17 protein-coding genes are annotated in these 20967 nt (G+C 50.2%); 9 read left to right on the forward strand and 8 right to left on the reverse strand.

Annotated features, from left to right (window positions below; translation table 11 throughout):
* Positions 1–96: 96 nt before the first annotated feature.
* On the reverse strand, positions 97–891 hold the full coding sequence (locus LKK83_RS26610) for an MBL fold metallo-hydrolase (RefSeq protein ID WP_324634514.1): 795 nt from the start codon (positions 889–891) through the stop codon (positions 97–99).
* Positions 892–1072: 181 nt separating this feature from the next.
* Here LKK83_RS26610 and LKK83_RS26615 point away from each other — a divergent pair, with 181 nt between their 5' ends.
* Positions 1073–2563 (forward strand): TldD/PmbA family protein, encoded by a 1491-nt coding sequence (locus LKK83_RS26615; protein ID WP_324634495.1) that lies wholly within the window; start codon positions 1073–1075, stop codon positions 2561–2563.
* Positions 2564–3133: 570 nt separating this feature from the next.
* Entirely contained in the window at positions 3134–6019 is a 2886-nt protein-coding gene (locus LKK83_RS26620; protein ID WP_324634497.1) for a sensor domain-containing phosphodiesterase, read from the forward strand.
* 26 nt (positions 6020–6045) lie between these two features.
* Here LKK83_RS26620 and LKK83_RS26625 read toward each other — a convergent pair whose 3' ends face one another.
* Positions 6046–6849, reverse strand: a complete 804-nt coding sequence (locus LKK83_RS26625) for an RDD family protein (protein ID WP_324634499.1) — start codon at positions 6847–6849, stop codon at positions 6046–6048.
* A 144-nt stretch (positions 6850–6993) separates the two neighbouring features.
* Positions 6994–7848, reverse strand: a complete 855-nt coding sequence (locus LKK83_RS26630) for a DUF975 domain-containing protein (protein ID WP_324634500.1) — start codon at positions 7846–7848, stop codon at positions 6994–6996.
* A gap of 80 nt (positions 7849–7928) precedes the next feature.
* Between LKK83_RS26630 and LKK83_RS26635 the strand changes: the two genes are divergently transcribed.
* The gene (locus tag LKK83_RS26635) at positions 7929–8891 is read left to right on the forward strand and encodes a stage II sporulation protein M (protein WP_324634501.1); all 963 of its coding nucleotides are present in this window, start codon (positions 7929–7931) and stop codon (positions 8889–8891) included.
* A 78-nt stretch (positions 8892–8969) separates the two neighbouring features.
* On the opposite strand, the gene LKK83_RS26640 is transcribed toward LKK83_RS26635, so the two are convergent.
* The 5 genes from LKK83_RS26640 to LKK83_RS26660 all read right to left on the reverse strand — a co-directional run bounded on the left by LKK83_RS26640 (position 8970) and on the right by LKK83_RS26660 (position 14223).
* Positions 8970–10277 carry a DUF58 domain-containing protein gene (locus tag LKK83_RS26640; protein ID WP_324634502.1) on the reverse strand — a complete coding sequence of 436 codons (1308 nt, stop codon included), beginning with the start codon at positions 10275–10277 and terminating at the stop codon, positions 8970–8972.
* Positions 10278–10334: 57 nt separating this feature from the next.
* Positions 10335–11285 carry an AAA family ATPase gene (locus LKK83_RS26645; protein WP_324634503.1) on the reverse strand — a complete coding sequence of 317 codons (951 nt, stop codon included), beginning with the start codon at positions 11283–11285 and terminating at the stop codon, positions 10335–10337.
* 102 nt (positions 11286–11387) lie between these two features.
* Positions 11388–12494 (reverse strand): DUF4350 domain-containing protein, encoded by a 1107-nt coding sequence (locus tag LKK83_RS26650; RefSeq protein ID WP_324634504.1) that lies wholly within the window; start codon positions 12492–12494, stop codon positions 11388–11390.
* Between the two features lie 50 nt (positions 12495–12544).
* A complete protein-coding gene (locus LKK83_RS26655) occupies positions 12545–13141 on the reverse strand; it encodes a DUF4129 domain-containing protein (protein WP_324634505.1) in 597 nt (198 codons plus the stop codon).
* Positions 13141–14223, reverse strand: a complete 1083-nt coding sequence (locus LKK83_RS26660; RefSeq protein WP_324634506.1) for a DNA cytosine methyltransferase — start codon at positions 14221–14223, stop codon at positions 13141–13143. Before LKK83_RS26660 ends, LKK83_RS26655 begins: the two co-directional genes overlap by 1 nt.
* Before the next feature lie 191 nt (positions 14224–14414).
* Between LKK83_RS26660 and LKK83_RS26665 the strand changes: the two genes are divergently transcribed.
* The 6 genes from LKK83_RS26665 to LKK83_RS26690 all read left to right on the forward strand — a co-directional run.
* The gene (locus LKK83_RS26665) at positions 14415–15479 is read left to right on the forward strand and encodes a restriction endonuclease, SacI family (protein ID WP_324634507.1); all 1065 of its coding nucleotides are present in this window, start codon (positions 14415–14417) and stop codon (positions 15477–15479) included.
* A 206-nt stretch (positions 15480–15685) separates the two neighbouring features.
* Complete coding sequence (locus LKK83_RS26670) at positions 15686–17032, forward strand: TldD/PmbA family protein (protein ID WP_324634508.1); 1347 nt, start codon at positions 15686–15688, stop codon at positions 17030–17032.
* Between the two features lie 196 nt (positions 17033–17228).
* On the forward strand, positions 17229–17531 hold the full coding sequence (locus LKK83_RS26675) for a YkvA family protein (protein WP_324634509.1): 303 nt from the start codon (positions 17229–17231) through the stop codon (positions 17529–17531).
* A 152-nt stretch (positions 17532–17683) separates the two neighbouring features.
* Complete coding sequence (locus LKK83_RS26680) at positions 17684–18625, forward strand: alpha/beta fold hydrolase (RefSeq protein ID WP_324634515.1); 942 nt, start codon at positions 17684–17686, stop codon at positions 18623–18625.
* A 213-nt stretch (positions 18626–18838) separates the two neighbouring features.
* On the forward strand, positions 18839–19612 hold the full coding sequence (locus LKK83_RS26685) for a hypothetical protein (protein ID WP_324634510.1): 774 nt from the start codon (positions 18839–18841) through the stop codon (positions 19610–19612).
* 169 nt (positions 19613–19781) lie between these two features.
* On the forward strand, positions 19782–20967 hold a 1186-nt coding region (locus LKK83_RS26690), incomplete at its 3' end, for a bifunctional serine/threonine-protein kinase/formylglycine-generating enzyme family protein (RefSeq protein ID WP_324634511.1).

The raw sequence follows: 20967 nt of genomic DNA on the forward strand, positions 1-20967 counted from the left end.
AGGGGGGTAAAATTGGGGTGGCCAATCGCGAGGGTGGGGAAGTTGGGAAACCGCACCGATAAATGCCCGGGGGAGACGGGAGAAGGGAACCGAGAATTAAGAAGAACTCGAAGAAACCGGAGAGACGCGACGTTCCAGGGAAATTTCCAAGCGATCGCCCGGTTTGGGATCCATGACGCGAGTGGAAATATGGTGCTTCGCCAACAGCGATCGCAAATCTTCCACACTTCCCTTTGCGCGAATCATCGACATCAGCAGACCTTCAAACACCACATCGCCGCCTGCTGCTGTGGGGAGCATCACTTGCGGTTGGAGCATTTTTGCCGCTTGTAACGCACTATCTTTGCCTTTAATAATCGGCCCTAAAACCGGAATCGAGAGGTCTACAATCGGGGTAATTACCACATCAACGGGCGCTTCTTGCTGCAGGGAGGGAGAGTGATAGCCGTGCGGTTCGTAATACAGACTGATACCGGTTTCGAGATTTTTGAGAATATAGGCATTTTCCACTAAAAATGGGCCGATAGGGGAACCCGGGATCGCTTTAATTTCGAGGCGATCGCCCAATACAAACTTGCCCCCATGCGCCAGAGTAGTCACTTGGGGATAACCGAGGTCCTGGACCACCTTCGCCGCGTTCGGGGAAGCCACCACTGGAATTTGGCGATCGAGTTGCTTTAAAGTAGGCGGATGGGCGTGGTCTTCCAACCCTTGAGACAATAAAATCAAATCGATATTATCGGGAATGGGGCGCTCAGTTCTGCGGAAGCTTTTAAATAACCAGGTTTGATTGCCGAAGACTAACGGACCGACGAACCAGGGATCGAGGAGGATCCGTTGTCCTGCCATTTCAATCAGCCAAGAATTACTGTCTAACCAAGTCAGGTGCATGAGTAAAGCGTGATTTTGCGATGACATCTGAAGATTATTGTACGCAGTCGTTACAATCGTTAACAAGATTTTCAGCCGATCGCTCGCAGGGAGGCGCACCAGAAGCGGGTCGCATCAGGTAGACGATCGCGCCCACACAGACTCAGCCAGAATCGTACATTTAACCGAACCACAACCTAAGATGGTACAAACTCCAGTAAAAACCAGCTCCTCCAAAGAACTCGCCATGCAGGCGGTGGAATTAATTCGCCAAGCGGGATGCGAATATGGGGATATCCGATTATGTACTTACCGACATCAAAACCTAACCGCCCGCGATCGCTCCTTAAGCAATTTAGCCGATAACGTCAGTTCCGGGTTTGGCGTGCGCGTGTTATTCAAAGGCGCGTGGGGATTTGCCGCCAGTCATCGGCAAACCCCGGAAGAAGTGGTGCGAATTGTTGCCCTAGCGGTAGAGATTGCCAAAGGGAGTCATTTAACCCAACAGACCCCCGTGCGCTTGGCCCGGGTAGAAGCGTATCGCGACACCTACATCACGCCCATCGACATCGATCCGTTTGCCATTCCCATCGGGGAAAAAGCCGAACTGCTGCTGACGATTAACGATCGCCTGTTAGGATATGAAGCCGAAGGGGTAAAAAAAGCCTATTCGTTCCTGCGCTTTACCCGGGAAGATAAAATCTTTGCCTCCACCGAAGGGTCGGCGATCGAGCAAACTATTTATCGCAGTTATCCTGGATTTGGCTGTACGGCGATCGCCAATGGAGACGCCCAGAGTCGCAACTACGAACGAGCGCCATTAAATGTGGGCTACGAACATATCGATAAAGCGGATTTGTTGGGACAAGTGGAACGAGTGGCGGGGGAAGCGATCGCCAAAGTTCATGCGCCTTCATGCCCATCGGAGATTCGGTCTACGTTAATTCTCAAACCCACCAATTTGTTTTTAACCATTCACGAATCCGTGGGACATCCCACCGAACTCGATCGCGTGTATGGGTACGAAGCGAACTTTGCCGGTACCAGTTTTGCCACCCCCGAGCATCTGGGCGAACTACAGTATGCCGCACCTTGGGTGAATTTCAAAGCCGATCGCACCCAACCTCGGGGACGGGGAACGATGGGATATGACGATGAAGGCGTCTTAGCACAAGAATGGCATGTTGTCAAGGATGGGATTTTAGTAGATTATCTCACCGACCGGGAAACTGCCCACCGACTGGGACGCGGCAGTAGCAACGGAGCGGCATACGCCGATAGTTGGTACAACGTGCCAATGGTCAGGATTCCCAATCTCGGATTGGAACCCGGACCCGAGGGCGGGAGTCACACCGCTACCCTAGAAGAGATGATTGCCGACACCGAGGAGGGGATTTTAATTGACGGGATTGGCAGTTTCTCCATCGACCAACAACGGCGCAACTTCCAATTTGGCGGCGATGCCTTCTGGCAAGTGAAGCACGGCAAAATTGTCGGCATGTTAAAAGATGTGACGTATCATTCCCACACCACCGAGTTTTGGAATCGGGTGGATGCGATCGGGCCGCAGTCAGAGTGGATGCAATGCGGCACCAACATGTGCGGGAAAGGAGAACCGATTCAGGTGGCCCAGATGACCCATGCTTGCGTGCCCGTGCGGGTGCGCGACATCGCGATCGGCGGCAGAACCTAGTCTGTAGCGTCTTTCCCGCAAGTCTATCTATTCTGGAGGGCTAGTGCGCGGATGCGCGGGTTAAAGATGACGGACAACAGAAAAAGGGAAAAGGGAAACGGGACGAGAATTGATATGCCGGGTTTTCTCTTTTCTCTTTTTTTAGGTGTTTTGCTACGACGGAATCTTTGTCAAAAAAATACAAGGAAAGGGGATGGGTTTATCAAAAATTCAAACAACTTCCACCGCAGGCCAGTAAAAGCCGGTTAAACTATGAATCATAAAAGCGAGTAAATTAAGTCCTTTATAATACTTCTATGCAATGGCAACTCAGCGCCCCGGGGTTTGGGGTCAGCTCCCGATGGGGGAGGGCACAGCTTAAATGGGGGGAACGAAACAACTCAGCAGGGGGGAATAGAAGGCGGATTGGGGTCTTTCCCAGACGCTTGGGGAGAGGGGCGATCGCTGCTTCGCGCGGTACCCCCGAGGAGAGAGAAAATTGGGGTTCCGGTTCGCGCTTCGGCGCTGGGTAGGGATTTCTAATGACCGCGCCATAGCGGTTGAATATGTGGTGTCAGACAACAGCGATTCATGCACAGAGCCTCTGGCGATTCAATTATCAAGCGCGCAGACCTCGACCTGTTTCATCGGTTGATGTCTCCGGTTTGGATATTCGATATCGAGAGAATGCAGATTTGGTGGGCGAATCAGGCGGCGTTAAAGCTGTGGAATGCGGCGAGTTTGGAAGAACTGCGCGATCGCGACTGGGATCGGGTTTCGCCGCCGACGCAAACGCGACTGCAAACCTATTTAGAAAAATTTCAGCAGAGAAAAACCGTGGTGGAACAATGGACGTTTTATCCAGAAGGGAAAGCAGTATCTGCCTGTTGTCTTTGTTCCGGGATTTGGATCGGGGCGGGGCGGTTGGCGATGTTGGTGGAAGCGCTGATTGGGGAGCAAATCGAGCGCATCGAGTCCGATCTGCGGCGATCGACCGAAGCATTGCGCCACACCAACACTCCGATATCCCTGTACACCTTGCAGGGATATCCGATCGTGCAGAATCCAGCGGCGATTCGCTGTTATGGTGACGAAAGAGAGAGGGAGGGAGTGGGGGAAAACGGCTTGTGCAGACGGTTTGTGGATGGAAGCATTGCCGATCGCGCCATGAGTTGCATTCAAAGGGGGGAGGTGTTTGCGATCGAAGCGCAGGTGCAAACCCGCAGGGGGATCCGATGGCATGCGATCGAGATTCACCCCACCCCGGATCCGGTAACGGGAAAGCCCAGTGTGTTGGTGAATGAAAAAGATATTACGGAACTGAAGGAGACCACTTCAAAGCTCAACCAGCGCGATCGCCTCCTGGAAGGGGTGGCAAAAGCGACCAATCAACTGCTGACCAATCCAGACCGGGAAACGGCGATGTCTCAAGCCCTAGAGGCATTGGGAAGTGCCGCCCAAGTCGATCGGGTTTATTTGTTTGAAAATCATCGCGATCGCGAAAGCGGGGAACTGTTGATGAGTCAGCGATGGGAATGGGTAGCATCTGGCGTGACGCCACAAATCGATAATCCAGAGCTGCAAAATAGCCCGTATAGTATAGCTCCTTGGTGGTATGGGAACCTCTCTCAGGGTGAGGCGATTAGCGGTTTGGTGCGAGATTTGCCCTTACCGGAACGAGAAAGTTTAGAAGCGCAAGAGATTCTCTCGATTTTGGTGGTGCCGATCGCGATCGAGGGAGAATTTTGGGGGTTTATTGGGTTTGACGACTGTCACCAGGAACGTCAGTGGTCCGAGACGGAGAAATCGATTTTGATGGCTACAGCGGGCAGTTTCGGCGGCGCGATCGCCCGTCAGCGTGCCGAGGACAAACTGGCACAATTAAACCAGCAGCTCGAAGCAATGGTGGAAGAACGCACCGCCAAGTTAAAAGCAACCAACGAGCGATTGAAAGCGGAAATTGCCGAAAAAGCTCACATTGAAAACCAGTTGCGGCACAATGCCTTTCACGACGGTCTCACGGGGCTGCCCAATCGCACGTTATTTATGGAGCAGTTGAACGAAGCATTGCAAGTAGCCAAGCAAAATCCAAATTATTTATTTGCGGTGTTGTTTCTGGACTTGGATCGGTTTAAAATTATTAACGATAGTTTGGGTCACAGCGTGGGCGATCGCCTGTTGGTGGAAATTGCCGCGCGCATCCGCAAAACCCTGGCGGTTCGACCGCACAGCTTTCGGCACAACGAGCATCTGGTGGCGCGACTCGGCGGGGATGAATTTGCGATTTTGCTCAAGGATATTCGCTCGTTACGCAACGCGCGCCGGATCGCCGATCGCCTGCAGTCCTCTTTGACTCGTCCGTTTGACCTGCACGGGCAAGAAGTGTTTACTACAGTCAGTATCGGCATTGCCTTGAGTTCCACCGGATACGATCGTCCGGAAGAGTTGCTGCGCGATGCCGATATCGTGATGTATCGGGCCAAAGCCTTGGGACGCTCTCGCAATGAAGTATTCGATACCGCCATGCACGATAGCTTTGTGCGAGCGATCGAGTTGGAAAATGACCTGAGACGGGAACTGGCTGATGACAAAAGGCGAGCAGAGCGCTCTCGCTTGCATCTCACTTCTGCCAGCAAAGCCGCCCATCAGACAGAAAAGGTGGCGGAGAACCCGGAATTAAATGGCTCTTCTGCCTCTCTTTTTGTATCAAATCCTTTGCCGAAGTCTTCTACTTTCCTCCTTCACTATCAACCGATTGTGGCCTTACAATCCGGTCGCATCGAGGGGTTTGAGGCGCTGGTACGCTGGCAACATCCGAAATTTGGCTTTGTTTCTCCGACAGAATTCGTCCCGATCGCGGAAGAAACCGGCACGATTGTCTCTTTGGGTGAGTGGGTTCTGCGCGAGGCGTGCGAGTGCTTGCGAATCTGGCAAGATACATTTCCCGACTATCCGCCGTTAACCATTGCGGTGAATCTTTCCAGACGCCAGTTTTCTCACCCAGATTTGATCCGGCAAATCGATCGCATTCTGGAAGAAACTGGGGTGGCCCCGGAGACTCTGAAACTGGAAATCACCGAAAGCGCGATCGTGGATAATCCCGACGTGGCGAGGGAGATGCTCCTCCAACTTCGCGATCGCAAAATTAATTTATGCATGGATGATTTCGGCACCGGATATTCTTCTTTAAGCTATCTGCATCGCTTTCCCCTAGATACCTTGAAAATCGACCGCTCTTTTATCAGTCGGATCGGCGTGGAGGGCGAAAATTCCGAAATTGTCAAAACCATTATTACCCTCGCCCACGATTTAGGTATGGAAGCGATCGCCGAAGGGGTGGAAAATTCCGCTCAATTGGAACGATTGCAAAGGTTGGGCTGTGCGATGGGTCAGGGCTATTTATTCGCCCCACCCCTGGAAAACAACTCCGTGGGGGAATTACTCCGCAAAGATTGGAAAATTGCCATGAATTTTTGAGAGAATAGCAATCTTAAATTTTCCATTTATCTTCCTTGGCGATAGCGGGAAGCGTACTCCTGGTAGGCGATATATACCGCTTCGAGAAAGACTTCGGCAGTAACTTTTTGCGGCACTTTCTCCAGGGCGATCGCTCGTTTTGTCTGGGTGGCTAAATTGCGACTCACTTGCACTTTCGCTTTAGACGTCAGGGTATTTCTACGTTGCAAATATTCTCGAACGATGGCAAAATCATCCGGCGTTAGCAATGATAAATCCCCTACTTCTAGCAAGTCATCGGCTAAAGAATGAGCGGTTTGCGAAAGGGAGAAATTTGCCTCGGCAATGGCTTGTTCTTCTTGAATCACTAAAGTTCCCGCCACCCAATCGCCCAGGCGCTTTTCCCGCTTGCCAAAGACGATAAAACCTACGCCGATTAACAACAAATCGTCCACCGGACGCAATAAAGCGCGAAGGCTGGCTTGTTGCATGCCGCAAGGACGTCCATCATCGCGAATCACCCGAATGTTTACTCGTCGCTTACCCGGGGTTTGACCCTGCCACAGCACCTCAAAAAACACGAAATAACCAGCGTAAATGACAAAGAGCACGAACAGCAGAATTGCTATCAGCCACAGTTGCAGGCGATCGCCACTCCCCGCCAATCTTTCGATAAATCCAATTAAATAAATCGACGCGAAAAACCACAGAAACACTATCCCCAGTTGAATTAACGTCAAGTATAAATAATCCACCATTAGAGCATAAGCGCGGTTGCCAATTCCTGCTAAAGTTAGCTCTAATTCGACACTTTCTGGCGTTTGCAGCCGGATTTTATTAAACAGCTTCATAGGTATTAATCGGGAATTTCGTTAAATTATCGGCACATGCCAGTTAGGAAAAAGAAAACCGCCCAGAATGATTTCGCCTCAAATCTGGCTTTTTCAAACCGTTTGCGCCGTCAGTACAGGCGGGAGGAAGTTTTTGCCATACCCTCAGGATTCCCAAGCGTCAGTATCTTGCAACTCTAAGCCCAACCCTTCGCGACGGGCGCGCAGGTCGTAGTAAATCATCGCTTTCAGGGCTTGCCAAAATGGCACAAGCACGACCCCACTCCCAAGGCTAATTAACAACAGCAATATAAAATGGATGGTTACATATAAACCGGTTTCTGGGATAAGAAAAAAGGAGAGAATGACCCGCAGAAGGGGGTCTAGAAGTTGGAGCAATATCACTATCGGTAGAGTAATCAGATAGGCGAGGAGAAATACTCCCACAATCCGCCACGCTGAATACTTCGTCAGTTCCCAGCTTCGCGAAATTCCCCCCGCAGCATCCAGGTTTTCTTCAATGGCGATGGGTAACTCGACCACGGATAAACGGCTAAACAACCAGAGATATCCGATCGCACCCACTAGGAAAGCGATCGTGCCGACTAAAATTCCCACTAACGTGCCCGCGATCGCATTTTGCGAACCGATCGCCACACCAATGGTAACGCCGACGATCGTAAACGCAATAGTTGCGCCAATCAATGCTCCCAGGAAAATCAGGGAAATCAAAATCCCTGCCCCTAGCAACCGCCACTTTTTCGGATCCACCTGGCGACGGGCTGACTCCACGGTTTCCGGGCGTTCCATCACTTCCGCAAATGCCAGACGCGAAATCATGGCGAAAATCGCACTGCATTTCGCCCACCCATAAATCGGAATTAATACCCACAGATAACCAGTCAATGCCAGAGTACAGTATAATTTAAAGCGATCGCGATACAGGCGCAACGCCCCACTGACGGCATTGCCCACACTCAGGGGTTCTATCCGGGGTTGGTTTCTCGGCGTTTTCGACATAATCCTCATTCTCCTATGCTGATTAAGATCGAGTTTAAGGCTATCTTAGACGAAATTACCAAAATATCGAGAAAATCTTTATGAACGTTCAACGTTGGATTGCAAGGCGCGAACCGAACTGGAAACGGTTGGATGCATTGTTGGCGCGCGTAGAAAAACGGGGCATCAAATCTTTACAAGCCACGGAAATCGAAGAACTCGCCAGCTTATATCGGTCAGTTTCGGCAGATTTAGCCCGCGCCAGAACCCAGCAGGTGGGTAATATTATCCTCCAAGACTTACAACGGTTAACCTCACGCAGCTATCACCTGATTTATCAAGGCTCTCGGCGTCAGGAATGGGGCGCAGTAGTGGAGTTTTATCGCCGGGGTTTCCCCCGGATTGTAAAGCAAACTTGGCCTTACATTGCTGTAGCCACCGCTACATTCTTTCTCGGGGGGTTAGTGGCTTGGTGGTATGGGTGGCAAGACCCGACATTTCTCTCCCTCGTTGTGCCTCCAGAGTTAATCGAAAAAGTGCGCGACAAAGGGGAATTGTGGATGGGTTCTATCGTCGGCATCGAACCCCTCGCCTCTAGTGGCATTATGGTGAATAATATCCGGGTTTCTTTTGCCGCTGTTGGCGGAGGAATCACCGCCGGAGCCTACACGATTTTTATTATGGCTTACAACGGAGTGCATATCGGCGCGATAGCCACGTTAGTGGGGCAAAATAATTTGGCTTACCCATTTTGGGCGTTTGTCTTTCCTCACGGTTCGTTAGAATTACCCGCTATATTCTTGGCCGGCGCGGCGGGTTTGCTCATTGGCAGAGCGCTTTTATTTCCCGGTCGCTATAAGCGCGTGGATTCTTTAAAATTCTACGGTTATCAAGCCGCTCAGTTAGTGTTTGGCATCGTCCCGATGTTGATAATTGCGGGAATAATCGAAGGGTTTTTATCTCCCAATCCCGCCATTCCGGACTTTTTAAAATATGTAACTGGCATGGGTTTATTTGCGGTTTTGGTGGTGTATATTACTCAGCCATCAAGGCAGCAGTTTTGAGTTGGTTTTTACTAACTTTGCCGGGATGAAAAGGTAGGGACAAGGGGGTTTCTCTTGTCCCTATTTCTTTAAGTGAGATTAAATCCGATTGCGGGCTTTGAGTTGCAAATAGCGGTCTACTAATTGTTCGCTAATTAAGTTGGCAGGGGCATCGAGGACGAGGACGCCTTTTTGTTTTAATTGGGCAAAGGCAACCTGACGCTGGGATAACAGGTCGATCGCGATCGCACGCTGATAGATTTCCCTAGGGTCTTCCGTAGGGGTTTGGGCAATTGCATCCACTTGCGGATCGCGCAGGGTGACGCAAAATGGCAGATAGCGCGGCGTCAGGCGTCGCAAGGCGGCAAACAATTCCGCCGAAGCGGTTGCATCTACGATATCTGTAATCATCACCACCAATGCCCGTCGGGTTTGCTGACTCACTAGGCGCGTCACCGCACCTACATAGTCGGGTTCGAGCAAGACCGGTTGAATGGGAGTGAGAGTTTCCATTATGTGAGAAAACTGATGCTGGCCGCGTTCTGGGGGCAGCCAACTGTGTATATCGCGATCGAACACCGCCACTCCCACGCGATCGCCGCGATTTAATCCCGCCAATACCAGGGAGAGGGTGGCATTCAAGCCCCAGTCAAACCGCTTCATCCCCTGCACCTGCGCCGTCATCAACCGCCCGCGATCGAGCACAATCAGCAAGGTTTGCTCACGTTCCGGTTCCAACACCCGCACCAGAGGGCGATGTCGGCGCGCGGTGGCTTTCCAGTCGATCGCCCGGGTATCGTCCCCGACGCTATATTCGCGCAGTTCTGCAAATTCGGTTCCCATGCCGGTGCTGAGCCTGCGGCGCATGGTACCGGTGGACTGCAATGTGAGGCGAATCGAGAGCGATCGCAGGCCCACCAAATCCGGATAAACCGCCACTGTTTCCGAGGCTTTCACCGTCCAGTGAGACCAAATCCAGCCCCAGGGACTCAACTGGCGCACTTGAATGTCCCCCCAGTGATATTCGCCCCGTTTGTCCGGTTTGATAGTATAGCTCAGCCGTTCGGTGGCGTTCGGCGGTAAGGAGAGGCGCAAAGTGCGATGAGACGCGGGAAAGGCGATAGGATAGGCATCGGCGATCGCGATTTCCGCCGAGTGAGAGCCGGAACGCACCCACAGCACCACCGGATTATCCCGTCCGATGGAGAGTTTTTCCGGCACATCGCGGGTCACTTCCACCCGCCGCCCCCGCACCCGCTGACCCTCGACCAGGGCCACGAGTAAGAGAATCCCATCGAATCCCAAAGTTCCCACAATAGCGATGGTGGGCGAAAACAGAACCGCCAACAGGATGGCGATCGCGATGCCCACACCGAACAATACATAAAGAAGTTTTGACGGAATCACGGTTGTAAATCCTCCCTAATTCTGTAACGATATGATATCTCGATATCTCACTTACGCTTACCTCGGTACCGGCACTTGTTTGAGCAGGGAGGCGATCGCGCTATCCACCTGTACCCCATCTAACAGGGCATCGGGTGTGAGGATAAACCGATGGCGCAACAAAGGCAACGCCACCGCCTTCACATCATCCGGGGTCACATACTCTCGCCCGGATAGCCAAGCCTGCGCCTTGCTGGTTCGCAACCATGCCACTGCCGATCGCGGCGAAGCCCCCAGTGCTAAATCCGGATATTGACGCGATCGCTGCACCAATTCTAACAGATAATCCAGCACCGGTTCTGCCACTCGCACATCCTTGACCTCCTCCCGCGCCGCGAGAATTTGTTGCACCGTGGCGATGGATTTGAGTTGGGCTAAATCCAACCGTTTCGCCTCAAATCCTGCCTGAGAATTGAGCAACATTTGCTTTTCCGCCCCCGGATCGGGATAATCCACCACCAGTTTAAATAAAAAGCGATCGAGTTGAGCTTCCGGAAGCGGATAAGTTCCCTCAAATTCCAGAGGATTTTGGGTAGCGATCGTCCAAAACAAATCCGGAAGTGCCATGCTTTCTCCATCTAGCGTTACCTGCTGTTCTTCCATCGCTTCTAGCAGGGCGGATTGGGTTTTTGGCGGTGTGCGATTAATCTCATCCGCCAGCAAAACTTCGGTAAAAATTGGGCCGCGCTTTAATGTAAAACTGCCAGTATTCATCTCGAAAATATTCGTTCCCAAAATATCCGAAGGCAAAATATCTGGCGTCAGTTGAACCCGGCGAAAATCCGCTTGAATTAATCGCGCCAGTACCCGCACTAACAGGGTTTTTCCAGTTCCCGGAACCCCTTCGAGAATCACGTGGCCCCCCGCCAGCAGGGCCACGAGTAATTGTTGCACTACGGTAGATTGACCCACCACGATTTTTTCTAGCGCCTGACCTAGGCGAGTGACAGTAGTATTAGTTTGGCTCATGTTGTTCTGTGATTATTCAAGAATTGTCCGGTATTGAGCTTTTGCACTTTTATCGGTTATCTCCACCTTTATAACAGAAATTGCTAGGGTTTGAACGTTCAATTACGAGAAAAACCGGTTGCGGATGGAACTCCATTTTTTTACCCAACCGAGCAATTCCGAATCGCTCAGTTTTCCCGGATGCGAAGCGGTTTGCAATTGCTGTAGAATATCCGCAGCGGGACGCCCGGTTTGCTGCGCCCAAGCATTGGCTAAAATTTCTGGTTCTACGGGCACTTGTCCCAATCCTAATGCTTGTTGCAGTTGTCGTTGTTCTTCCTTCCCCAAGCGGTGGATAACGAAGTCACGAGTGCCCGCTTTTTGCAATACTCCTGCTAAGGCTTCGATATAGGCTTGGCTATTATTAATCTGAGGAGTGGGGAGGGTTTCTATTTGCCCGAAACGCCGATTTTTGGCACTGATTAAAATTAGCAACAGAATCAGTGCTTGCACCAAGACGGGAAATACGGGAGTTTTGGCCAAATAATCGGTTAGAGTAGCCGTTTGTTGTTCTTCGAGTACCTCTGGGTCGCGGTATCCGTGAATGTATTCATCCACCAAAATCGGGCGATCGCCTGTGGCGACCAATTGCGCCAAAAACGGATAGTTCCCCGGTTCGTTTTGATAGGCATTGGCGGCTAAATGACGGGTGGAGGCGAAAATTACTTTGCCTTCGCCAATGGTAGTTTCCCAAACAATTGCGCCGAATTCATCGCCGAGTAATTGGGTTTCTCGTCGCGTTTGCCGTCGCCGCGTTGCAATTTTTATCTCTCCTACAGGACTGTTTTGCCGAGTCACAAATGGCGCTTTAGTTGCGGGTGTCATTATCCCTAGCATAACCAAAGTGTTGCCTTTTTTTACCCACTCTGTTTCAGTTTGGGATAGGGATGAAACTCTCAAATTTCTGTAGACTCGCAAGAGGAGGGTTTCTCTGCCATTGGAGTGGCGATCGCTTAGTTTTTCAAAGGGTTTTTGCCAGCGTTCGATGGGGATATTTTGCCGTTCCATGTAAGCATACCACGCCCCGTAGCCATCCGGGTCGCGCCCATAGGTGGAACCGCTATTATACTGACTGCTGGCTGGTGCGCCGAGAAAGGTAAAAATCGCGATCGCCGCCACTGCGATCGCGCCAAATACCCATAACCGACGCGAGGAAATATTGCTTGTCATTTTTCACCTTAACCTGGTATAAGTTTAAAAAATAAACCACAACTGAGAAGCTAATTTTGGGGTAATTCAATCCGGCGATAGGCTTCCTTACAGCGTTCGTAATCCTCGGCGGTGATTTCGGTATTATTAAAGCACAGTTCTTCGTGAGCGTTCAATAAGGTTTGATACGCACTGAAGGTACTTTGTTGCTGAATTAAACGGCGATATTCGCCATCGGTACGACTGAGTTGATAGGGAACAATTCCGCGATCGCTTAATTGCCGTAACATCGCCATATACAAGCAGCGACAAGCTTCGCCGTAGTTTCCCTGGCGCTGAAACTGAAGCGATCGCTCTAGCCAAACCTTGGTGGGACGAGTTTCTGACACCGAGGGCACTAGTTTCTTTCTCTCCCCGCGCCAGTTTTGCCACCCAGAGAGATATGGGAGCAAAAGCGGGGACAAACGCCACAGCAACCACAATCCCAAGGCGATCGCGATCGACCACACCAGCACTATTCCCCCTTCTCCCAAGTGCGGAATCTGTAATTGCGGCGCATCCGGAAAGGGAATGCGCGACAGTTGCAATTCCCACCACTGAGAAGCGCGTTGTTGCAATTGCTGCAGTTGCCACCCCCAACTGGTGGTTTCAAACTCTTCGGTTGCCATTATTTTACCTCCCGTTTTACCTCATAGCAGCTAGGATAAACCCATTTAGCGCGATCGTCTAGGGTGGGGGGATAAAGGGAGTGATAAATGGCTTCGGCAACTGCTTTTGCTAATTTCGGGGGAACGGCATTTCCAATCTGCTTGTATTGTGCGGTTTTCGACCCCACAAAGGTAAACGTATCGGGAAAAGATTGCGCTCTAGCACACTCGCGCACTGTGAGTCTTCTTACTCCTTCCACAGTGCCGGATTTCGGCATTCCTCCCTTCATTAAATACTGATGATATTCCAATAAAATTCCATCCGGATCGAGAATGGGGGTGCGGTTTCCACCTGCTGTTGCTGGAATCGTGCGACAGGGTTCGTTTAAGTTAATCGGTCTGCCTTGACCATTTACTAACATTCCCGCCCAAGGACTGGGGCGAAGCACGGGGTTTTTTGCATAAGTAACTTTAGCCGTATTTGGCTCATCTGCGGGAACGTCAGCCAGTGCTTCCCCCGCCGAAATATAGGGATTTGGCGTACCCTTACCGTGAGTTTTTTCTGGAAATTCAAACAAACATTTCCCCAAAAAACCGACAAAAAATAGGCGGTCGCGATGTTGCGGGACGCCATAAGATGCGGCGTCCAATACATCAATATAAACCGAATAGCCCAAGCGGCGAAACTCTCGATAAAGCCATTGGGAATATTCAATATGTTTTGTGGTTTGCAATCCAGGAACATTTTCCATCAAAAATGCTGGCGGACGGATTTCTTTCACCGCCCGAATAAATTCCGGTACGCGATCGCGCGGGTCTGCTTTCGCAAGCTGCTTACCGGCTACGGAAAAGGGCTGACAAGGCGGACCTCCTGCTACTAAGTCAATGCCTTGAAACTGGGTAAAATCAATTTTACGAGCGTCTTTTGTGATAAGATGGGTGGCAGGGAAGTTTTGTTGGTAGGTGGCGATCGCCCACTTTTCGTTTTCTATGGCCGTGGTAACATTCCACCCTGCCATATGAAGACCCAGGGAAAGTCCTCCAGCCCCGGCAAATAAATCTATTGCTGTTTTGAAGTGCTTTTGCAAATGAATATTTTTCATAGGTTAACCTGCGCTGAATGTTGTGTAATACCCGACAGCCCTTGCCTCGGCTTGGACGCAATCGGCCAGTTATTTATTTTTCAAATATTGGCACAGGTAGCGGCTTTTGTCAAGAGATAGTTGAGGTCAACGAATCCTTCTGGATTTTAATCCCATTCTTACCTACTCGTAACTTGAATCTGGTAAACTAAATGACCAAACAAACTGTAGATAACCAACGGGCAATGGAAGCCTTGGAGTCGGCTTGGAGGAGTGTGGACGACGAAAGAATTTCCCCGCGGTCCTCCGTCGCTACCAATATAGAGGAAATTATTGCTGTCCCCAGAAATATTGCTTTCAAATATATTTTAGTGACGGGAACTCTGGCTAAATATGTAAATTCTCAAATTCATCCGAGAGCATTACAAGCCAGTAGCGAATTACCGGGAGCGTATGATGCGCGGAGTCTATGCCATTCTGTTGTCGTTCCATTTGAAAAAACCAAAGGGAATCTCTTTGGTCTTTCTAATGAACCTTTCCTCAGCAAGCCAGCCAGAAATCGAGAACACGACCGCTCGAACCCTTTACAAAACAAGAAATTAGCCAATGCTTTGCATGATGTTCTAGATTGCATCAATGCCTTTTCTCCCGCCGAAGTATTCCGCAGTTTAGTTTATATTCTCAGGCTGGCGAAACAACGAAGCGAAAGGATAATAGAAGCTACGATAGAGCCGGAAGAGCCAAATTACGATCGCGTGATTCGATTTGTGCAAAATTTCCTCCAAGAGGCAGAGGGAGGAGTGCGTTTAGTGGCAGTTACGGGAACTTTTTTATCTCTGCTCAACCAAGAATTTGAAGTAAAAGTTTATCAACCGAAGGTTTCCGATCGCTTTGCTCGAACCGCCGGAGATATTGAGATTTTGCACCAACAAACGTTAATAAGTGCGACGGAGTGCAAGCATCGCCCCCTGACTCTTGATGATATCAGACACGGCATCAGAAAGGCAAAAGAGTATGGCGTGGCAGAATACTGCTTTATTTATGCGGAGGGACTAGAGAGAGAGCGAGAGTCGGATATCCAAAGTGAAATTGCTGAACGAAGAGGAAATCTCGATATTCTTCTCATTAATATTTATCGGGTTTTACCTGCTTGGACTAGCGTCCTCAATCCGAATCGGCGGTTACTGTTTGGCGAGAAAATCGTGGAAATATTGCGAGATATTCGGCAATTCGATAGTGCTAAGACAGCCGCTAACCTCTGGAATGAATCCTCGTAAGGCGGTGGTTCACTAGCAATTAGAAACCGGGGTTATTCACAACATATTGAGGAAATTGCCATGAATTCGGGTCAGGAACACCGATTTCTTGTGCGGTTTATCTAAAACCACACCTATGCTCTAGCCGATTTCTTCCAAAGAGGCGATCGCCGCCCTTAGCCTGTACAATAGAATTGAAACTCGAAACGCCTAAGGTTTACATTCCTATGACCCAAACAACTGTCCCCATTTTAATTAGTGAAGAGGATGCCTTGTCGGTGGTGGACTCGGCGATCGCACAGTCTGAAGCAGAAGGAGTGTTCGTCAGTCTCAGCGCTGGGGAGTCCTCCCTGAGTCGGTTTTCCGAGAATCAAATTACGCAAAATATCAGCCGCAATCGGTTTAAGCTCACAATTACTAGCTATTTTGGCAAGCGCAGTGCTTCCGCTTCCACCTCGGAACAAACTCCAGAGGCGATCGCGCAAACCCTGCGGCGATCGGAAGAACTGGCGCGCATTGCACCGGAAGATCCGGAATGGGTACCTTTGCTCGAACCGCAAGTTTACGACGCGCGCATCCCCGGATTTGACGAAGCAACTGCCACGATTACGCCTCTCACGCGGGGCGAAAAGGTGCAACAAGTGTGCCGCTTGAGTCGCAAGGCGGGGGTGGAAGGATTCGGCACTCTCAGCGCCGAAGTCTCCTTACAAGCAGTGGGCAATTCCCTCGGATTGCGAGCCTGCAATCAAGGCACAGAGGCAGATTTCAGCTTTACTGCTAAGGTTGATGGCGGATCGAGTTGGAATCGTCGCACAGCTTGGGCTATCGATCGCATCCCCATGCCAGAAATAGCTCACAAAGTTATCGATCGCGCCTTTGCCTCCCAAAACCCTCGCAAAGTGAGTCCAGACAGCTATCCGGTTATCTTTGATGCCGCCGCTTTTGCCGATTTATTGCCTTGGGTAATTTGGAACATGGACGCCCGGGCCGCCGATGAAGGGCGATCGTTCATGTCGCGCACCGATGACTCAGGCAAACCGGTGGGCAACTATGTGGGAGAACAACTGTTTAGCCCCTTGGTACAGGTGCAGCGCGATCCGGGTCATCCCTGGTTGCAGTCGGGCACCTTTTTCAACGATGGATTGAGCAATCGCTATCTGAAGTTAATCGAAAACGGCATTCCGCAAACGCTCTCCTACAGCCGCTATTGGGCGCAGCAGCAGGACAAAACTCCCACTGGTACGCTGTACCCGATCGCGATGACCGGTTCGGATAAAAGTTTATCCGACTTAATCGCCGCTACCCCGCGCGGAATCCTCGTCAGTCGCGCCTGGTACGTGCGTTACGTCAACCCCCGCACTCTGGAAGTCACCGGCATGACCCGGGATGGCACTTTCTGGATCGAAGACGGCGCGATCGCGTATCCGATCGAAAACCTGCGCTTTAATCAACGTTTACCGGAAATGCTCCACCAAATCGATGCCCTCAGTACCCCGCAACGATTTGGCGGTTGTGTGGTTCCCGGGGTGCGCGTTAAAGCCTTTAACTTCACCAGTATTACCGAGAGTGTATAAAACCGGGAATTAAAATCGCGCCTGGGCGTTCCCTGGCTCAGCCAGGGAACGCCCCCCTGGAGGTTCCGCCTCCGAGTATATCTCATTCCCGCATCGCAAGTATAAAGGCGAATGATGCCAGTTTCATCGTTGGGATTTGCTGCTATAATCTCAAACAGTCGCAAACCCAAATTCTGTTGGAGTCAATCGGTCATTTATGAAACTTCCCATCCAAGCGATTACTAACTTGTATCGCAACGCCCTTCGCAATCCAAAATATCGCTGGGGGGTGATTCTCGCTACCTTAATTTATCTGATTAGCCCAATCGATATTGCCCCGGATTTAATCCCCCTGTTGGGACAAATTGACGATATCGCTCTGCTGTTGCTATTTTTAACCAGCATTACCGAAGCGATCGCCCAATGGATGGACAACCAAAAGCGCGATCGCGAAGCTAGCGGTACCTCTCCCAACACCGATTCCCAGACCATCGATGTAGATGCCGTTTCTCTGGATTAATCTAATATAAGGTGACTTGGCAATCGTTTTCCAGAAACAAATGTTTTCTGGTACAATTTGGATAGTGTGGGGTGGGCAATGCCTACCCTACCTTTGACGTTTCGGGGGTCAACCCCAGCAGACAATTTACCCTTACTCGAATTGCGAATATCATGCAAACCGAATCCACCACTCAACCCACTACTCTTCCCCAACCCCAGTTTTATACCTGGAAAAACTATCGCTGTGCTTATGAAGTGTATCGCCCGGAATCTGACGAAACGCCGTTGCTATTAATTCATCCGATTGGAGTTGGATTGTCGCGGAATTTTTGGCATCGATTCTGCGCCGAATGGTATAACAATGGGCCAACCAATCCGATTTATAGTCCGGATTTACTCGGATGCGGCGATAGCGATATGCCCCGCCTCGCTTATCAACCGGAAGATTGGGCAGAACAACTGCTATATTTTATCAAAACTGTGGTAAAAAAACCCGTTGTCGTGGTGGTGCAAGGCGCGCTATTTCCCGTGGCAATTAAATTAGTCCAACGGGAAACAAAACCACCGGAAAATGCAGCCAGTTGGATAAAAGGACTCGCCCTCAGCGGTCCGCCGGCGTGGCGCGTGATTACCAAACAACGAGACCCGCTACAGCAAAAATTGCGCTGGAATCTGTTTTTCGATACCTTGATTGGCAATGCTTTTTATCGCTACGCCCGTCGCCGCCAATTTTTGCAGTCTTTTTCTATCAAACAACTGTTTGGTAAAGCGGAAGATGTGGATGAGAATTGGTTGACAATGTTGCAGGAAGGGGCAAAAAATCCCGCCAGTCGCTATGCAGTGTTTTCCTTTTTGGCAGGGTTTTGGCGACAAAACTATGCCTCGGATATCCAGAATATTCAGCAACCAACCTTGGTGGTGTTTGGCGAACAAGCTTCCAGTATTAGTAAAGAAGGAAAAACCGAATCTCCCGAAGAACGATTGCAGGATTATGTAAAACATTTGCCCAATGGGGAAGGAATTAAAATCCCCGGGCGTAATGTGATGCCCTATGAAACTCCAACGGAATTTATTCGCCCGATCGCACCTTTTATTCAGCGGTTATCTAACTAAAAAATCCCGCAACATAGAAAACATTGGCTAACGCACAAAATTCCCCGCCGCGCGCTAGTTCAAATGGGAAATATCCGGGTAACGGAACTGGGTGTGGGGGAAAAAGTCGGGTTTCTTACCCTAATCGGTGACAATCAATCGCTGATGGTGAAGAAACCCGGTTTCTCATTTACGATAAAGGAAAACAGTTGATTGAATTCTCAAAGTAAAACGATGAGCGAATATTCTCCCAGTATTAGGTTAGCATGGAAAATGGCAGCAGGAGAGGCAAGATTGACCCATGCCACAGAAATCGAACCGGCGCATTTGCTAATCGGCATTTGCAAGCTTTGCGATGCGGATTTGGCGCAAGTGTTGGCGGGAAAAGTGCTGAGCGAAAGGCAAAAAAATCTTGTAAAAGATGAAGTAGAATTCCTGCGAAAACAGTGTGGTGAAGCAGGAATGGATTTGCAGCGGTTGCGGCGGCGGTTGCGCGGGGTGGTGATGCAGCCAAAACCCCCGGTTATTCCGAGAAGATTTCCCCGCAGTCACACCACAAAACAGGTGTTTTCTTGGGCGGAAACAATTGCTACCGCCCAAGGAGATTATCTGCAACTGCCTCATTTATTGCAAGGCTTGTTGGAACTTCCCTCACCGCCTTGGATGGCAATTTTTGCGGAAATGGGTATCGAGAATTGCCGAGAGCAGTTATTTCCTACAGGGTTGAACTATCACGAATCAAAAGCGGTAACGCAGATGGTTGAATCTGTGGAAGAAGTGGTGGAAAATGACCTGTTGCCAACGGAAACAATGCGGCTTGTGCAAGGTGCGATCGCCCACAATCCGTCCCTGAGAAATCCCGCCGTCATGCAAAAAGCGATCGCCCGCAATGCCCGACTCCGGAACATGTTAAAAGCAGGCGGCATCGAACTGATTAAACTTATCTTTCCCCCCCTTGGCATTCCCATCGCAATGATTCTCGCCTGGTTGGAAGACTCCGCCGAATGATATGATATCGGCTCAATTGAGTGGGAAAAGCAAAATATCCCGCGCAGGGGGGCTTTGTGCGCGAACCTCCACCCTGCCAGTTTGAGGGGGAATTCCGGGAAGAGGATATCAGGATTGGCGGGGGTTTCCCAGCGTGGGGGACAATAAGCGCGAATTCATGCTAATCTAGATGTATCCAACTATCATGCCCTTTCCCATGCGACATTGGACAGCAGGAAAACCCCTGAAAAACGGTCAATATATCATCGAGGGAATTCTCGGGTTTGGCGGGTTTGGCGTCACCTATCGCGCCCGCCACAGCAAAACCGAACAACCCCTTGCTATCAAAACCCTGAATTACAAACGCCAAAGGCAAGAAAACTTCGACGAACTTCAGGAAAAGTTTCTCAACGAAGCTCTTTGTTTGGCAAAATGCAGCCATCCCCATATCGTCCAAGTTTATAATGTTTTTTTAGAGGAAAACCTGTGGTGCATGGCGATGGAATATGTGCCCGGGGAAGGGTTGGATGACTACTTGGTAAATCGGGGAAAATTATCCCAATCCGAAGCCTTACGGATTATTCGCGAAATCGGCGAAGCTCTCACCTGCGTCCACAACCAAGGATTTCTGCATCGCGATATCAAACCCGCAAATATTCTCCTGCGCCAACCCAATTTAGCCTCGGTATTAATTGACTTTGGCATCGCCCGAGAATTCCTGCCCGGTGTGACGCAAACCCATACCAACTATAGCACGGAAAATTATGCCCCCATCGAACAATTCGAACGCCGCGCCCAACGCGGAAATTCTACGGATATCTATGCCTTAGCTGTCACTCTCTATGAGTTGCTGACAGGGAAATTGCCAGTGCCGGCAAAGTGGAGAAAAGCAGCCAATATCCCCGTGGAAGCGCCACAAACTGCCAATCCCGATATCGATGGGCGCGTCAGCGAGGCAATTGTTTGGGGATTGGAAATCGAACCGGAAAATCGTCCGCAGTCGGTAGAGGAGTGGTTCGATTTGTTGTTTCCGGCGCAACCCGCTGTGATTAATCCTATTTCAATTCCTCCTATAATAGAAGAACCCGACTTAATTTTGCAAACCTTTGACTTTAAAGTCATTACTATAGACAATAGAGGAAGGCAAATTGACTCGCGTAACCATCAAGCACAATATTTTTCCGAACCCCTGGGAAATGGTATCCTGTTAGAAATGGTACGCATTCCGGCGGGTACCTTTCTCATGGGTTCCCCGCAAACCGAATTGGAGCGATTTGATAATGAAGGTCCGCAACATCAGGTGAGGGTACCGGAATTTTTTATGGGCAAATATCCGGTAACCCAGGCACAATGGCAAGCAGTGATGGGAAATAATC

This window comes from Phormidium sp. CCY1219 (genome assembly GCF_035615515.1).
Lineage (GTDB): Bacteria > Cyanobacteriota > Cyanobacteriia > Cyanobacteriales > Laspinemataceae > CCY1219.

What these genes read in the sequence shown, in the direction of transcription:
- LKK83_RS26610 (WP_324634514.1), bottom strand. Translation starts at nt 891, where the DNA reads ATGCACCTGACTTGGTTAGACAGTAATTCTTGGCTGATTGAAATGGCA.
- LKK83_RS26615 (WP_324634495.1), top strand. Translation starts at nt 1,073, where the DNA reads ATGGTACAAACTCCAGTAAAAACCAGCTCCTCCAAAGAACTCGCCATG.
- LKK83_RS26620 (WP_324634497.1), top strand. Translation starts at nt 3,134, where the DNA reads ATGCACAGAGCCTCTGGCGATTCAATTATCAAGCGCGCAGACCTCGAC.
- LKK83_RS26625 (WP_324634499.1), bottom strand. Translation starts at nt 6,849, where the DNA reads ATGAAGCTGTTTAATAAAATCCGGCTGCAAACGCCAGAAAGTGTCGAA.
- LKK83_RS26630 (WP_324634500.1), bottom strand. Translation starts at nt 7,848, where the DNA reads ATGTCGAAAACGCCGAGAAACCAACCCCGGATAGAACCCCTGAGTGTG.
- LKK83_RS26635 (WP_324634501.1), top strand. Translation starts at nt 7,929, where the DNA reads ATGAACGTTCAACGTTGGATTGCAAGGCGCGAACCGAACTGGAAACGG.
- LKK83_RS26645 (WP_324634503.1), bottom strand. Translation starts at nt 11,285, where the DNA reads ATGAGCCAAACTAATACTACTGTCACTCGCCTAGGTCAGGCGCTAGAA.
- LKK83_RS26650 (WP_324634504.1), bottom strand. Translation starts at nt 12,494, where the DNA reads ATGACAAGCAATATTTCCTCGCGTCGGTTATGGGTATTTGGCGCGATC.
- LKK83_RS26655 (WP_324634505.1), bottom strand. Translation starts at nt 13,141, where the DNA reads ATGGCAACCGAAGAGTTTGAAACCACCAGTTGGGGGTGGCAACTGCAG.
- LKK83_RS26660 (WP_324634506.1), bottom strand. Translation starts at nt 14,223, where the DNA reads ATGAAAAATATTCATTTGCAAAAGCACTTCAAAACAGCAATAGATTTA.
- LKK83_RS26665 (WP_324634507.1), top strand. Translation starts at nt 14,415, where the DNA reads ATGACCAAACAAACTGTAGATAACCAACGGGCAATGGAAGCCTTGGAG.
- LKK83_RS26670 (WP_324634508.1), top strand. Translation starts at nt 15,686, where the DNA reads ATGACCCAAACAACTGTCCCCATTTTAATTAGTGAAGAGGATGCCTTG.
- LKK83_RS26675 (WP_324634509.1), top strand. Translation starts at nt 17,229, where the DNA reads ATGAAACTTCCCATCCAAGCGATTACTAACTTGTATCGCAACGCCCTT.
- LKK83_RS26680 (WP_324634515.1), top strand. Translation starts at nt 17,684, where the DNA reads ATGCAAACCGAATCCACCACTCAACCCACTACTCTTCCCCAACCCCAG.
- LKK83_RS26685 (WP_324634510.1), top strand. Translation starts at nt 18,839, where the DNA reads ATGAGCGAATATTCTCCCAGTATTAGGTTAGCATGGAAAATGGCAGCA.